This is a genomic window from Catenuloplanes niger (genome assembly GCF_031458255.1).
GTDB lineage: Bacteria > Actinomycetota > Actinomycetes > Mycobacteriales > Micromonosporaceae > Catenuloplanes > Catenuloplanes niger.
The window spans coordinates 92,258-106,532 of the sequence record NZ_JAVDYC010000001.1 but is presented as its reverse complement, the minus strand read 5'-3'; the positions used below and the strand labels follow the sequence as shown (position 1 = coordinate 106,532).

Genomic DNA, 14,275 nt, shown 5'->3' with positions numbered 1-14,275 from the left:
ATGACCCAGACCCCCTACCGCGCGGCGATCATCGGCACCGGAGGCATCGCCACCGCCCACGCCCGGGCGTTGCGCGCACACCCGGACCGGGTCGCGCTGACCGCGGTCGTCGACGTCGACGCGGACCGGGCCCGCACGTTCGCGGCCGAGTGGGACACCCCGGTGGTCGCCCCCGGCCTGACCGAGCTGCTGGCGGCGCACCGGGTCGACCTCGTCCACCTGTGCACGCCGCCGGCCACCCACGCGCCGCTCGCGATCGAGGCGCTGCGGGCCGGTGCGCACGTGCTCGTGGAGAAGCCGCCGACGCTGTCTCTGTCCGAACTGGACGCGATCGCCACCGTGTCCAAGGAGACCGGCCGGCACGTCGCCACCGTGTTCCAGCACCGCTTCGGCACGGGCGCGGCCCGGCTGCGCCGCCTCGCCGCGGACGGCCACCTCGGCCGGTCGCTGCTGGCCACCTGCGACACGCTCTGGTTCCGCGACGACGCCTACTTCGCCGCGCCGTGGCGCGGGAGGTGGGAGACCGAGGGCGGTGGCCCGACCATGGGCCACGGCATCCACCAGTTCGACCTGCTGCTGTCCGTCCTCGGGCCGTGGGAGCGGGTCACCGCGGTGGCCGGCCGGCGGGCCCGGCACCAGGTGCACACCGAGGACGTGTCGATGGCGCTGGTCACGTTCGCCGACGGCACGCTCGCGTCCGTGGTCAACTCCGTGGTCTCGCCGCGCCAGACGTCCGCGCTGCGGTTCGACTTCGAGCGCGCCACGGTCGAGCTGACCCACCTGTACGGATACACCGACGACCACTGGACCGTCACGCCCGCGCCCGGCTCCGGTGACGTCAAACGGCGCTGGTACGCGGACTGGGACGACGTCGAGTCCGGCCACGCCGGGCAGCTGGCGGCCGTGCTGGACGCACTCGACGCCGGGACCGAGCCACCGGTCACGCTCGCCGACACCCGCCGGACCATGGAGTTCGTCGCCGCGCTCTACCGGTCCGCGTTCACCGGCGTGCCGGTGCGGGCCGGCGAGATCGGCCCGGACGACCCGTTCGCCGCCCGGATGAACGGCGTCGACGCACCCTGGACGGCGCCGGCCGCAACGGAAGGGCACCGCACCGCATGAGCCTGCAGGTCGACCACACGCTCGGCAGAGAGGTCACGGTCACGGCCGGGGACGTGCCGATCGTCACCTACGTCTACGTGCCGGACACGGTGCAGCTGGAGTCGCCGAAGCCGTACCTGCACCCGATCCGTACGCTCGCCGGGGATCTGGTCTCGCTGTTCCGCCCGCACGACCACGTCTGGCACAAGGGCATCGCCTGGTCGCTGCCGCACCTGGGGGAGCACAACTTCTGGGGCGGCCCGACCTACGTGCACGGCCGGTTCTACGTGCAGCAGGACAACAACGGCACGGCCGCGCACCGGGAGATGACGCGGCTGACCGTGGACGGCGACACGGCCGCGCTCACCCACACGCTGGACTGGACGTCGCAGCGGGGCACGCCGGTCGTCGACGAGACCCGCGCGCTGACCGTGTCGCTGCTGGACGACGTGAGCTGGGTGCTGACCTTCGAGACCGCGATGACGAACGTCTCCGGCGAGACCCTTCGGATCGGGTCGCCGACCACCAAGGGCCGGGAGAACGCCGGGTACGGCGGGCTGTTCTGGCGCGGGCCACGCAGTTTCACGAACGGCACCGCGCAGTCACCCCACGGCGTCGGCGCGGACGACCTGCGCGGCACCCGCGCGGAGTGGTTCGCCTACCGCGGCAAGCACGACGAGACCGGCCGCGCGTCCACGATCGTGATGGTCGACGACACCCGCAACCCGCAGCATCCGCCGCAGTGGTTCACCCGCAGCGAGGAGTTCGCCTGCCTCTGCCCGGCACCGTTCTTCAGCGAGGAACTGCCGTTCGAGGCGGGCGGCACGCTGACGTTCCGCTACGCGGTGGTCGTCGCCACCGGCGACCACGGCGACGAGGGTACGCACCGGCTGGCCGCCGCGGGCCGCACCGTGCTGGCGTCATGACGTTCCCCGGTGGCACCTCGGTCAGCCGGCTGACCGTTTACTCAGGGGAGTGCGCGGACGGGCTGGCCGGCGGCACGCCGCACCTGCACACCGCGTCCACCGAGGCGTACGTGGTCACCGGTGGCACCGGCGCGCTGCAGACGCTGGACGCGTCCGGCTTCCGGGAGACACCGCTGCGGGCCGGCTCGCTGATCTGGTTCACGCCCGGCGTCATCCACCGCGCGGTCAACCACGGCGATCTCCAGGTGCTGGTCGTCATGTCGAACGCCGGCTTGCCCGAGGCCGGCGACGCGGTGATGACGTTCCCGCCGGACGTCCTGGAGACGCCGGAGTCCTACGCCGCGGCCGCGGTGCTGGCGACCGCGGACGAGGCGGCGGTCGCCCACCGCCGCGACCTGGCGGTGGCGGGGTTCCGCCGGCTGCGGGACGCGGCCGCGGCCGGCGACCCGGCACCGCTGCACGCGTTCTACGACGACGCCGTGCGGCTGGTGCGGCACCGGGTCCCGCGCTGGCGGGAGATCTGGCAGGAGACGGTCGCCGCGCAGACCGCCCGGACCGCCGATATATTGAAGAATCTCGACGCCGGTGACGCCGCGCACCTCCGCGACGGCGGCGTGCGCGCCGCGCCGCCGAGCGAGACCGCGGGCTGGGGCATGTGCGGCCGGCTCCGCACCCACGACGTCCGTCATCCCGACACACCCGGAGGTTCGCAGTGACCCGCCGATACGCCATCATCGGACTCGGGCACCGCGCCCAGATGTACGTGGACGCGCTGCTCGGGGACTGGAGCGACACCGGCAGGATCGTCGCGTTCCTGGACACCAACCAGACCCGGATGGACTACCACAACGCGCGACTGCCCGCACCCGTACCCACGTATGGTCCCGAGGGTCTGCGCGACGTCCTGCGGGACGCCGACGCGGTCATCGTGACCAGTGTGGACGCCACCCACGCGGACTACGTGGTCGCCGCGCTCGACGCCGGGCTGGACGTGGTCTGCGAGAAGCCGCTGACCACGGACGAGGAGGGCTGCGCGCGCATCGCCGCGGCGGCCGAACGCTCCGGCGGTAACCTGGTCGTCACGTTCAACTACCGCTACTCGCCGCGCAACTCCGCGGTGCGTGAGCTGATCGCCTCCGGCCGGATCGGCGACATCACCGCGGTGCACTTCGAGTGGGCGCTGGACACCGCGCACGGCGCCGACTACTTCCGGCGCTGGCACCGCGACCGGGACAGCTCCGGCGGGCTGCTGGTGCACAAGTCCACGCACCACTTCGACCTGGTCAACTGGTGGCTGGCCAGCCACCCGGAGCTGGTCTTCGCGCAGACCGCGCTCCGCTTCTACGGTGCCGGCGGCGCCGGGGGCGGTGGCGACCGTCCGGCCCGGGCGAAGGGCGCGCCCGGGCTCGGCACCGACCCGTTCCTGCTGGACGCGTCCGCCGACCCGCGGCTCAAGGCGCTGTACCTGGACGCGGAGCACGAGGACGGTTACGTCCGGGACCAGGACGTCTTCGCGCCCGGCGTGACCATCGACGACACCATGTCCGTGCTCATCCGGTACGCCAGCCGCGCGCTGCTCACCTACTCGCTCACCGCGTACAGCCCGTTCGAGGGCTACCGCGTGGCGTTCACCGGTACCCGCGGCCGGGTCGAGCTGGAGGTCGGCGAGCGGGCCTGGACGCCGGTGAACGCGGCCATCGACCCGAGCGCCGGCCTGCACGCGGCCGACTCCTCGTGGGAGCGGCTCACCGTGCAGGAGCAGTGGGGCAAGCCCGAGGAGGTGCCGATCATCCGCGGTGAGGGCGGGCACGGCGGCGGCGACCGGCTGCTGCTCGACGACGTGTTCCGCGGCCCGTCCGGCGACCCGCTGGCCCGGCAGGCCGGTTACCGCGACGGCATCCGCAGCGTGCTCACCGGCGTCGCCGCGAACCGGTCCGCCGCGTCCGGCACGCCGGTGACGCTCACGCACGAGGGCACCCGTCTGGCCTGAGCGCGGGACCGCGCACCGGCCGGCTTGCCGCCGATGCCGGGTTCGAGGCCGCCACCCGGCCTCGAGCCCGGCATCGTCCGTGGTGCCGCCCCCACGCCGACCGGCGCGGCGGCGATCCGGCAAGTACCAGGTCCGACCCTATGTAGAAAATCTTGCGAGGGTCGGCTAGGGTGGCCGCATGCCACAACCGCTACGCGTCACCGCGGCCGTCTCCAAGGTGCTGGCCGCGTTCCTCGAAGACCCCGATTCCGATCGGTACGGCCTGGACCTGATGCGGACGAGCGGACACCCGAGCGGCACGCTCTACCCGATCCTGCTGCGCCTGCAGAACGCCGGCTGGGTCGAGACGCACTGGGAGGACGTCGACCCGGTCGTCGCCGGCCGCCCGGCCCGTCGCTACTACCGGCTCACCCCGGACGGCGTGACCTGGGCCCGCACCGAGCTCGCCGCGCTGCAGGCGCAGCTCGGCCGCGGTCTGGGCGGTGCGGCGAACCCGCGCACGGCCTGATCTCCCCGGGCGCCGACCGGCGCACCCGTGTACGACTCTATGTAGAAAACCGGTAATGGGGGTCTTCATCGTGAACCCGATACGGGTCACCCCGGCCGTCGCGGACGTGCTCGCCGTGTTCCTCCGGGACCCGGCGGCCGCGCGGTACGGTCTCGACCTGATCCGCGCCAGCGGCCACTCCAGCGGCACCGTCTACCCGATCCTGGTCCGGCTCCGCGCCGGCGGCTGGGCCGAGGCCGGCTGGGCGGACGCGGGCGAGCGCCCGGCCCGCCGCCGCTACCGGCTGACCCGGGACGGCATCCGGACCGCGGCGAAGGAGATGGCATGAACGTCGACGTGCTCGCGCGGAGATGCCTGCGCGCGGCGGCCCGCCGCTGGCCGGCCGAGATCCGCGACGAGATGGAACGGGAGTGGCTCGCGGAGCTGTCCGCCATGGAGGCGGAGCGGGCCGCGGCGCACCGGCGGCTCGGGTTCGCGCTGAGCCTGCTGACGTCCCCGCCGGCCAGGGACACCACCGGAGTGCCGCGCGGCTGGGCGGAGACTCTGTCCGCGTTCGGCCCGGGCGCGGCGGTGATGCTGCTCGGCCTCGCCACCTACACGGCCGGCCGGGCCGTCGACGAGATCCTCACGACCGTGCTCTCGACCACCTCGATCGAGTACGTCATCTACTTCCCGTCCTGGGCCGGGCTGCTGCCCGCGCCCTTCCTGATCGCCTGGGGCGTGGCGACCGGCCGGTGGCTGGGCCGGCGGCAGCCGATGTCGCACGACGGCCGGTTCGGCGCCGCCACCTCGGCCGTGCTCGCCCCGCTCGGGCTCGTACCGGCGCTGCTGCTCGGCGCCTGGATGCTCTCCGAGCCCTACGTCGTGTACGGCGTACTGCTCGGCGTGGCGATCTGGGTGCCCGGCACCGCGCTGACCGGCATCGCGGTCGCCCGCGCGGCCCGGCGCGGGCGTGCGGCCCTGATCGCCTGCCTGGGTGCGCCGGTCACGGCCGCGCTCGCCGCGGTCGCGGCCACGGTGCCGATGGTGCTGACCAGCCCGGCCGGCGTGCCCGTCGGGCTGAGCGCGGCCTGGGCGTCGCTGACCTTCGGCATGCCGCCGGACGCGTTCATGGCGATCCCGGAGGGTGCGGCGTCCGGCATGATGTTCTACTCGTTCGGCACGTGGGCCGTCGCGCTGCTGGGGTACGCCGCGGTCGCGCTGTCCTACGGCCGGGCCGCCGCGCGTCCGCACGCCGGCGCGGTCCCGGCGTTCGCCGTCGCGGACCGGCCGGAGCCCGGGTTCGGTCACGACCCGGCCGAGCGTGGCATGCGGCCCGCCGGCGCCGAACCGGGCGCCGACGGCGCGGGATCCGAGGCCGTCCCGGCCGGTGGCGGCCAGGCGGGTGCGGCCACGGGCGGTGGTGGAGCGGGCGCCGTCCCGGCCGGTCCGGGCCCGGGACGGGATGAGGTGCCGCCCGGAAGCCCGGCGGGGGAGCGGGGCCGGCTGCCCGGTTTCGCCGCGGGCGCGGGTGCGGCCGCGGCGGTCGCGGGCGTGCTGGCCTGGGCCTGGACGCAGGCCGTGCTGACACCGGACATGGACCGGGTCGCCGAGACCGCGCCCACGCCCGGCGGGCCGTCCGAGCTGTACATGTGGGTGGCGGAGCTGCGCTGGGCCGCGATCCTGCTGGCCACGCTCGGCATGCTGGTCGCCGTGGCCGAGCGCCGGTACGGCGTGCGCGCGGCCCTGGTGTTCGGCGCGCTGCTGCTGGCCGCGAACGCCGGTCTGCAGATCGCCGGCCTGCACCACCCGCAGCTCGCGCTGCTGGCCGGCGGCGTCGCGGTGCTCGCGGCGCGGGCGGTCGCCGGGACCGCGCCGGCCCGGCAGGCGGGGACGGTCCGCCGCCGGGTCGCGGTCGCCGCGGTCACGGCCGCGGCCTGCGGGCCGATGATCCTGTTCCAGAGCACGCCGTTCGAGAACCACCCGTTCCTGCCGCTCATGCTCCCGGTCACCACCGGTGGCGTGGCCGTGGTGTCCGCGCTGCTGGCCGTGGCCGGTGCGCTGGCGATCAGCCCGCGCCGGACGCCGCCCGTGCTCGCGGCGGCGCTGCTCCTGCTGCCCGCCGGGACGCTGGCCGTGGCCGGCCTCTACCTCGGCAACGGCGCCACGGAACCCGTCGCGGCCGCCGGGACGCTGGTGGCCGGGCCGCTTGCCGTGCTGGTCGTGGCGCTGGCCCGCCGGCACCGCCCGCGGCGCCGCGCGGTCACCGCCGTGCTGTGGGGGACGGCCGCGCTGGTCATGGCGCCGATCCCGCCGGTGCTGGCGTTCCTGTCGGTGTTCGTGCTGCACGTGGTGCCGGACGTGCTGTTCATGCTGGAGAACAGCGGCTGGGCCGCGGACGGCTTCTCCGTGCTGCCCAGCCTGCTGGTCCTGGTGCTGCCCGCGGCGGCGCTGTTCACCCGGGGGCTCGACGGCCGCCCGGCGCCGGCCGGACCGCTGATCCTGCCGCGGCCGACCGAGGCCTGACCCCGCGACACCGGTCGCGCCGGAGTGCGACTTCACGCACCCGGTGCGACCGGCACGGCGGCGGATCCGCACGGCCGTCATGGCCGGCACGGCGGCCGGACCGAAACGTCGGCGAGACCGTCGACGGCCGGCGCGGCGACGCGACCGGCGTCGCGGGGGACGAGCCGGTGGGCGTCAGGAGCGGGCGACGACCGAGCCGCCGGCGACGGCGACGAACGCGGTCGGGCGGATCGTCATGATCACCCGGACGTTCGCGTCGGGGATCGGGTAGACGTTGCCGTAGCGCTGCTGCAGCGACGCGTAGAACGACGCCTCGGCGTCGTCGTCCTCGATCGTCTCGACCGTGCCGCGCACCTCGAGGAAGCGGTACTCGTCCTGCGGGTCCGAGATCGAGAGCGCGACCCGGGGCTCCTTCTCCAGGTTGCGGAACTTCTGCCGGGTCTTCGTGTGGGTCATCCGGATCACCTCGCCGTCCCACGCGAACCACATGACGCTGGACTGCGGCGATCCGTCCGGCCGGATCGTGGCGAGGTGCGCGAACACCGGACGGTCGAGCAGATCCGCGTGACTTTCGGGAACAGTAGCCATGCGTACGATCCTGCCATGAAATACTTGCACGCGCATCATATCGGCGTGCGCGTGTTGTGGTTCGCCGTGCCCGCGCCGGAACCGGAAGGACGGCCGGCCACGGCCGGCCGTGGCCGGCCGTGGCCCGCGGGAGCATGCGGAAAGCGGCCACGCCGGAAGCGGGAACAGCGAGTTCTTGATGTGTACCGTGAAAGGTGAAGGTTCCGCGGGCGGGATCGTCACGGAACTGACACATGTTGGCCGGGGCTCCGTCAAAAGTCCCCGGCAGCCTGATCGAAGTGGAGTCGTGGCGACCGGGAGGCCGGGATGCAGGTGGGGCAGGCCGTCCTGATCGAGCTGACGATCACGCACGAGCTGGTGCGGCACCGCCTTCCCGCGGTGCAGCTGCTGCTGGACCAGGCTCTGGCGCGCCGCCCGTCCCGGCTCGTCCTGGATCTGACCGACTGCCCGACGATCGACGCCGCCGGGATCGACCTGCTGCTCAGTACGCATCGACGCCTCTGGGGCAGCGAAGGACGGCTGGCGTTGCGCCGGCCCACGGCACGGGTGCTGCGCCTGTTGGAGATCGCTCACGCGACGAAGGTGCTGCAGATCGACGCCGGCTGACGATGGGTGGTGGGTGATGACCGCGGTGCCCGGGCAGGTCGCCAACATGATCGACCTGATCTGCGATCGATGCGGGGACGTTCTGAGCTGCCGCGCCGACCACCTGCGCGACCTCGAGGTGGTCTGGCCGCTGCTCACCGACCAGGGCTGGGCCGGCTCGCCGTTCGCCACCGGCCAGCACGCCTGTCCCGGCTGCGCGGTCGGGCAGCTGCGCGAGCCGTCGACGGCCGCGGCCGCGACCTGGCCGGTGCGCAAGCACATCCCCCGTGACGTCGCGCTGCGCCAGGACCCGCACGCCGCGATCGTCGAGGTCACCGGCGACATCGACCGGCTGCTGGTGTCCACGATCCAGGCCGCGCTCGGCCGGGCGGCGGCGCTGCACCGCAACATCGCGCTGGACCTGTCCGCGGTGGAGCTGGTCGACCCGATAGGGCTCAGCGTGCTGGTGCGCGGGCACATGCGGGCCCGCAAGCGCGGCGGCCACCTGTGCCTGGCCGCGCCCAGCCGGTTCGTGCTGACCGTGCTGCACACCATGCGGCTGGACGACGCGCTGCCGGTCTTCGACGACCTGCGGTCCGCGCTGACCTGGCTGGCCGCGCACCCACCGGCGCCGCGCCAGCGATCGTCCTGAAGTCACCCGCGGTCGTCCGGGCCCGCGCTCGTCCGGAACCGCCCGCGGTCGTCATGAAACCGTCACACGTCCGGGAAGCCGTTGCCATGAACCCCCCGAAAGATGATCATCCCGCCGGTGTCGCGGCTCGACTCCTCCCCCCAGACGGGAGTCTCGTCACCGGCGGGCCGGCCGCACCCGCGAGCGGGCGTCCTGGTTCAGGGCCCGCCCGCGGGTGTCACCCGGGCGGCCGCGCCGGGGTCCGGGCATGATGGGGAGCATGTCGGGCGTACTGGTGATCGAGGACGACGACCGCATCCGGTTGTCACTGGTGATGGCGCTGGAGGACGAGGGCTACACGGCCCGGGGTGCCGCGACCGCGGAGGAGGGGCTCGCCGCGCAGCGCGCCCAGGCCGCGGACACCGTGCTCGTCGACCTGATGCTCCCCGGCATCGACGGCTTCGAGTGCATCCGGCAGCTGCGGCGCGTCGACGACGTGCCGATCGTGGTGGTCAGCGCGCGGGACGACACGCACGACATCGTGGCCGCGCTGGAGGCGGGCGCGGACGACTACGTGGTCAAGCCGGTCGCGATCAAGGAACTGTCCGCGCGGCTGCGGGCGCTGCGGCGCCGGGCCCGGCCGGTCACGATCGATCCCGTACCGGTGCTGTCGTTCGGTGATCTGCAGATCCTGCCGGAGGCGGGGGAGGTGCGGGTCGGCGGCGAGACCGTGTCCGTGACGCGCACCGAGTTCCAGCTGCTCTGCGAGCTGGCCGAGCACGCCGGCCGGGTGCTGTCCCGGCAGCAGCTGCTGCAGCGCGTCTGGGGCTACGACGGCGGCGACGAGCGGCTGGTCGACGTGCACATCGGCCGGCTGCGCGCCAAGATCGAGAAAGACTCGGGGGCGCCCCGCCACCTGGTCACCGTGCGCGGCCTCGGATACAAGCTGCTCGTGTCATGACCGGCCCGGCGGCTCCGCGCGTGCGCCGGCGACACCGGACCGGGCCGGCATGAACGTCGTGGGGCGGGCCGGGCTGCGGGCGCGGGTCACCACCGGGTTCGCGGCCGGCGCGCTCGTGCTGTCGCTGGCCATGGCGGTCGTCTCCTACCAGCTCGTGCGCCGGTCACTGATCGCGGAACGGGAGGACACGGCGGTCCGGGCCGCCTACTACGACGCCGCGATCGTGGAGGCGGGCGTCAACAACAACCCCGCACCCGACATCGGTACGGTGCTGCGCTCCCTGGACACCGGCGACAGCCGCCGCGCGGTCCTCCAGCTCGGCCCCGGCCAGTGGCACGCGCGCAGCGCCGACGTCGGGCTCACCGACGCGATCCCTCCCGAGCTGCAGGAACACGCGTCCACCGGCCGGGTCGGCGTTCAGATGGTCGACGCCGGCGACGGTCCCGCGCTGGTCGTCGCCGTGCCGCTCGGTGACGGCGTGGTGTTCTACGAGGTCGACTCGATGGACGAGCTGGACCACACGCTCCGCGTGCTCGCGCTGGTGCTGACGCTGGTCGCGCTGGGCACCGCCGGCGCGGGCGCGCTGGTCGGCTGGAACGCCACCCGCTACGTGCTGCGCCCGCTCACCCGGGTCGCCGCCGCGGCCCAGGAGATCACCGCCGGCCGGCACATGGCCCGCCTCGACCCGGCCGCCGAGCCGGACCTGGCCCGGCTGACCACCTCGTTCAACCACATGGTCGACCAGCTGTCCGCGCGCATGGAGCGCGACCGCCGGTTCGCCGCGGACGTCAGCCACGAGCTGCGCTCCCCGCTGCAGACGCTCGCGGCCGCGGCCAGCGTGCTCGACCGGCGCCGGGACACGCTCGACGAACGCACCGCGCTCGCGGCCGGCCTGGTCGTCGACGAGGTGGACCGGTTCCAGCGCCTGGTCAACGACCTGCTCGAGCTCGCCCGGACCGACCAGCCCGCGGACCGGCAGGAGGTCGACGTGGCGGAGCTGGCCCGGCAGGCCTGCCGCGACCACGGCCTCGACCCCGGCATCGTCACCGTCCTCGGCGGCCCGGTCGTCTGGTCGGTCGACCGGCGCCGGATCCGGCAGCTCTTCGACAACCTGCTCGACAACGCGGCCGGCTACGGCGGCGGGGCCACCGAGGTGCGGCTGACCGCGGACGCGGAGCGCTGCCGGATCGAGGTGGACGACGAGGGCCCCGGCGTCAGCCCGGAGGACAAGCCGCTGATCTGGAACCGGTTCGTCCGCGGCCGGTCGCAGAGCTCCTCGCGCGCGGACGGCGGCGGCACCGGGCTCGGCCTGGCGCTCGTCGCCCAGCACGCGGCCGCCCACGACGGCACCGCCGAGGTGCTCGACCGGCCCGGCGGCGGCGCCCGCTTCCGCATCGACCTGCCCGACTGCCTGTGAGAGGCGCTGCGGTGAGACGACCCGTGCCAGTGACACCCGTGCGAGCGAGCCGCCCGGCGCCGGTGGGCCGTCCGGTGCCGCGGGTGCTGCCGCTGGTGTGCGCGCTCGTGCTCGCCGGCTGCGGCATCCCGCTGGACGACGTGCCACGGGAGCCGGACAACCCGCGCCCGTACCGGTCCGGGACCGCCACCGCGCCCGGTGTCGGCTCCGCCGTCGAACGGCTCTGCCTGGTCAAGGACGACCGGATCACGCGCGTGCAGCGGCGGCTGCCGACCGCCCGGACCGCGCCCGAGCAGCTCGCCGACCTGTTCGGCGGCCCGAACGCGGCGGAGCAGGCGGACGGCTACACCAGCGCGCTGACCGGCGCGCTGCCCGCGCCCCGGCTCACGCTGGACGGTGCCGCCGCGGTCGTCGAGATCGGGGACTGGACCGCGCACGGCATCCGCAGCGACGAGGTGCTCGCGTTCGGCCAGATCGTCTGCACGCTGACCAGCCGGCCCGAGATCGGCACCGTCGAGTTCACCAGCGGCGGCCGGCCGCTCACCGTGCCGCGCGCGGACCTGTCACTGTCCGACGGGCCGCTGACGCTCGTCGACTACGACGAGCTGATCACCTGACCGCGCGCGGAGATCTGCTGCACGGCCCAGGAGTTGCCGTCCGGGTCGCTGAAGAAGACGAAGCCGACGTTGTCCAGCGGGTCCGGGACCGGGTGCGGGTTCTCGCCGACCACCTGGACGTCACCGCAGTCGACACCGCGGGCGCGCAGCTCGGCGTGGGCCGCGCGGATGTCCGGCACGACCAGCTGCAGGCCCTTCAGCGAGCCGGGCGGCATCTCCGGCACCGCACCCCGGCCGATCACGACGGAGCAGCCGGAGCCGGGCGGGGTCAACTGGATGATCCGCCCGACGCCGAAGTCGGTGTCGTGGTCGACGTGGAAGCCGAGCTTCTCGGCGTAGAACTCCTTCGCCCGGTCCAGATCGGACACGGGCACGACGACCACTTCCAGGGTCCAGTTCACGAAGGCCTCCTCGGGTACGTGCGGTCCTGGAGCACACGTGACCGGGGTGCCGGCTGTCAACGCGCCGCGCCGACACCTCAATTATCTCATGCCGTCGATGCGTGCCGTCGGGTGGTGGCCCATCTGCGCAGCTCAGGGATGGGCTAGCGTCTGCGGCCATGATTCGACTGTGGAGTGAGGAGCGCGGTGCCGGCGCGCCGACGTTGCTCGTCATGGGTACCGCCACGCAGTCCGTCGGCTGGCCGGAACCGCTGGTGGACCGGCTGGTCGAGGGCGGACGCCGGGTGATCCGGTTCGACCACCGGGACACCGGGCTGTCCGAGTGCCGGGACTTCGCCACGCACCCGTACGACCTGGACGACCTCGCGCTGGACGCGCTCGCGGTGCTGGACGCGCACGACGTACCGGCCGCGCACGTCGTGGGTGCGTCGCTCGGCGGAGCGATCGGCCAGTGGCTGGCCGTGCACCGCCCGGACCGGGTGCTGTCCCTGACCGCGATCATGACGTCGCCGATGGGCAACGACCCGGGCCCGGCCTGGGCACGCGCGCTCGCCGGCCGGCCGCCCGCCGACGGCGAACTGCCGCCGCCGAGCCCGGCGTTCCTGAGGCTCGTCACCGCGCCCGGGTCCCCGCTGGACACGCTGCGGACCCTGCACGGCGACGGCCTGCCGTTCGACGAGGAGGCCGCCCGCGACTACCTGCGCCGCGCGGCCGAGCGGGCCGCGGACCCGGCGGCGGCCGCGAACCACGACCTGGCCGGCCGACGCTGGACGGACGCCCGCCGCGCGCCGCTCACCACGATCACCGCACCCACGCTGGTGATCCACGGCAGCGCCGACCCGCTCTTCCCGCCCGGGCACGGTGCCGCGCTGGCCGCGCTGATCCCCGGCGCGCGGCTGAGCGTGGTCGACGGCATGGGCCACGGCTTCTACGCACCCGGCCTGCCGGAACGCGTCGCGGACCTGATCCTGGAGAACCCGCGCCGATGATCAGGGGCCTGCTGCTCGACTTCTACGGGACCGTGGTCGAGGACGACGACGAGGTGATGGCCGCGATCGCGGCCCGGGTCGCCGCCGGCGCCACCCGGCCGGTCACCCCGGAGCAGGTGCTGGGTGCCTGGTCGCGCGCCTATCAGGCGGCGGCGGACCGGGTGCCGTTCCGCCCGCTGCGGGACTGCGCCCGGGACGGCCTGGCCGCGGCGATGACCGAGGCCGGTTGCGCCGGGGACGCGACGGAACTGTGCGCGCCGCAGTTCGCGTTCTGGCGGGCGCCACCGCTGCGGCCGGGCACCCGCGAGTTCCTGGCCGCGCTCACCGTGCCGGTCTGCGTGGTGTCGGACGCGGACCGGTCCGATCTGGACGCCGCGATCCGCAGGCACGGCCTCGAGGTCGCGGCCGTGGTGTGCAGCGAGGAGGTCGGCGCGTACAAACCGGACCGGGCGATGTTCGCGGCCGGGCTGGCCGCGCTGGGACTGACCGCGGACCAGGTGTGGCACGTGGGTGACTCGCCGGCCACGGACGTGGCCGGCGCGGTCGCGGCCGGCATCCCGGTCGCCTGGGTCAACCGGCACGGCCGGACCGCGCCGGCCGGCACCCCGCCGGCGGCCGAGGTCACCGGCCTCGCCGGACTGATCGGCCGCCTGCCGCAGGCACCGCGTCCCCGCTGGCGCGGGCTTGCGGCCCGGCTCCAGAACTCGCACAACAGCTCGACGGTGCCGTCGGGGTCCTGGTGCATCCAGTAGTGCGACCTGCCGGGCAGCACGGCCAGCCGGGCGCAGAGCCGCTCGGCTGTCTCCCGGCTCAGCCGGACGTCGTTGTACGGGTCGGCGTCCGGCGCGACCACCAGGCCGGGGACGTCCGCGGTCCGGTCGAACCCGGGACCCCAGCCGCGGTACCGGTACAGGTTCGGCGTCGCGTCGCGGTACGGGTCGTACGCGGTGTCGGTCATGGTCTCGTCGGCCGCCTCGTCGATCACGGCCATCGTCGTGGCGTTGATGCCCCGCGGAAGGAGGAACCGGCCGAGGGATCCGTGCGGTGCGCGGAGAC

Annotated in this window: 16 protein-coding genes; 14 read left to right on the top strand and 2 right to left on the bottom strand. The window is 74.4% G+C overall.

What is annotated here, in order from left to right; genetic code table 11:
* From J2S44_RS00465 to J2S44_RS00435, 7 genes are all read left to right on the top strand, one after another.
* Positions 1–1,122: a Gfo/Idh/MocA family protein gene (locus tag J2S44_RS00465; RefSeq protein WP_310407730.1), complete on the top strand. Its 1,122-nt coding sequence runs from the start codon at positions 1–3 to the stop codon at positions 1,120–1,122.
* Positions 1,119–2,027 carry a DUF6807 domain-containing protein gene (locus J2S44_RS00460; protein ID WP_310407728.1) on the top strand — a complete coding sequence of 303 codons (909 nt, stop codon included), beginning with the start codon at positions 1,119–1,121 and terminating at the stop codon, positions 2,025–2,027. The genes J2S44_RS00465 and J2S44_RS00460 overlap by 4 nt, the downstream gene beginning before the upstream one ends.
* A complete protein-coding gene (locus J2S44_RS00455; RefSeq protein WP_310407727.1) occupies positions 2,024–2,743 on the top strand; it encodes a cupin domain-containing protein in 720 nt (239 codons plus the stop codon). The genes J2S44_RS00460 and J2S44_RS00455 overlap by 4 nt, the downstream gene beginning before the upstream one ends.
* A complete protein-coding gene (locus J2S44_RS00450) occupies positions 2,740–4,017 on the top strand; it encodes a Gfo/Idh/MocA family protein (RefSeq protein WP_310407725.1) in 1,278 nt (425 codons plus the stop codon). The genes J2S44_RS00455 and J2S44_RS00450 overlap by 4 nt, the downstream gene beginning before the upstream one ends.
* 178 nt (positions 4,018–4,195) lie before the next feature.
* A complete protein-coding gene (locus J2S44_RS00445; protein ID WP_310407723.1) occupies positions 4,196–4,525 on the top strand; it encodes a PadR family transcriptional regulator in 330 nt (109 codons plus the stop codon).
* Positions 4,526–4,580: 55 nt separating this feature from the next.
* Positions 4,581–4,853 (top strand): PadR family transcriptional regulator, encoded by a 273-nt coding sequence (locus tag J2S44_RS00440; RefSeq protein ID WP_310407721.1) that lies wholly within the window; start codon positions 4,581–4,583, stop codon positions 4,851–4,853.
* Positions 4,850–7,030, top strand: a complete 2,181-nt coding sequence (locus tag J2S44_RS00435) for a hypothetical protein (protein WP_310407719.1) — start codon at positions 4,850–4,852, stop codon at positions 7,028–7,030. The genes J2S44_RS00440 and J2S44_RS00435 overlap by 4 nt, the downstream gene beginning before the upstream one ends.
* A gap of 174 nt (positions 7,031–7,204) precedes the next feature.
* Here J2S44_RS00435 and J2S44_RS00430 read toward each other — a convergent pair whose 3' ends face one another.
* The gene (locus tag J2S44_RS00430; protein WP_310407717.1) at positions 7,205–7,618 is read right to left on the bottom strand and encodes a PPOX class F420-dependent oxidoreductase; all 414 of its coding nucleotides are present in this window, start codon (positions 7,616–7,618) and stop codon (positions 7,205–7,207) included.
* Positions 7,619–7,924: 306 nt separating this feature from the next.
* On the opposite strand from J2S44_RS00430, the gene J2S44_RS00425 reads away from it, so the two are divergent.
* The 5 genes from J2S44_RS00425 (at position 7,925) to J2S44_RS00405 (ending at position 11,829) form a co-directional block, all read left to right on the top strand.
* Positions 7,925–8,224, top strand: a complete 300-nt coding sequence (locus J2S44_RS00425; protein WP_310407714.1) for an STAS domain-containing protein — start codon at positions 7,925–7,927, stop codon at positions 8,222–8,224.
* A 16-nt stretch (positions 8,225–8,240) separates the two neighbouring features.
* On the top strand, positions 8,241–8,855 hold the full coding sequence (locus J2S44_RS00420) for an STAS domain-containing protein (RefSeq protein WP_310407713.1): 615 nt from the start codon (positions 8,241–8,243) through the stop codon (positions 8,853–8,855).
* 259 nt (positions 8,856–9,114) lie between these two features.
* Positions 9,115–9,795 (top strand): response regulator transcription factor, encoded by a 681-nt coding sequence (locus tag J2S44_RS00415; protein WP_310407711.1) that lies wholly within the window; start codon positions 9,115–9,117, stop codon positions 9,793–9,795.
* 58 nt (positions 9,796–9,853) lie between these two features.
* A complete protein-coding gene (locus tag J2S44_RS00410; RefSeq protein WP_310429428.1) occupies positions 9,854–11,212 on the top strand; it encodes a sensor histidine kinase in 1,359 nt (452 codons plus the stop codon).
* An 83-nt stretch (positions 11,213–11,295) separates the two neighbouring features.
* The gene (locus J2S44_RS00405; protein WP_310407709.1) at positions 11,296–11,829 is read left to right on the top strand and encodes a GerMN domain-containing protein; all 534 of its coding nucleotides are present in this window, start codon (positions 11,296–11,298) and stop codon (positions 11,827–11,829) included.
* On the opposite strand, the gene J2S44_RS00400 is transcribed toward J2S44_RS00405, so the two are convergent.
* Complete coding sequence (locus J2S44_RS00400; RefSeq protein ID WP_310407705.1) at positions 11,808–12,230, bottom strand: VOC family protein; 423 nt, start codon at positions 12,228–12,230, stop codon at positions 11,808–11,810. The genes J2S44_RS00405 and J2S44_RS00400 overlap by 22 nt on opposite strands.
* 158 nt (positions 12,231–12,388) lie before the next feature.
* On the opposite strand from J2S44_RS00400, the gene J2S44_RS00395 reads away from it, so the two are divergent.
* Both J2S44_RS00395 and J2S44_RS00390 read left to right on the top strand, forming a co-directional pair.
* Complete coding sequence (locus tag J2S44_RS00395; RefSeq protein ID WP_310407702.1) at positions 12,389–13,219, top strand: alpha/beta fold hydrolase; 831 nt, start codon at positions 12,389–12,391, stop codon at positions 13,217–13,219.
* Positions 13,216–13,971 carry an HAD family hydrolase gene (locus J2S44_RS00390; RefSeq protein ID WP_310407700.1) on the top strand — a complete coding sequence of 252 codons (756 nt, stop codon included), beginning with the start codon at positions 13,216–13,218 and terminating at the stop codon, positions 13,969–13,971. The genes J2S44_RS00395 and J2S44_RS00390 overlap by 4 nt, the downstream gene beginning before the upstream one ends.
* The last annotated feature ends 304 nt before the right edge of the window (positions 13,972–14,275 follow it).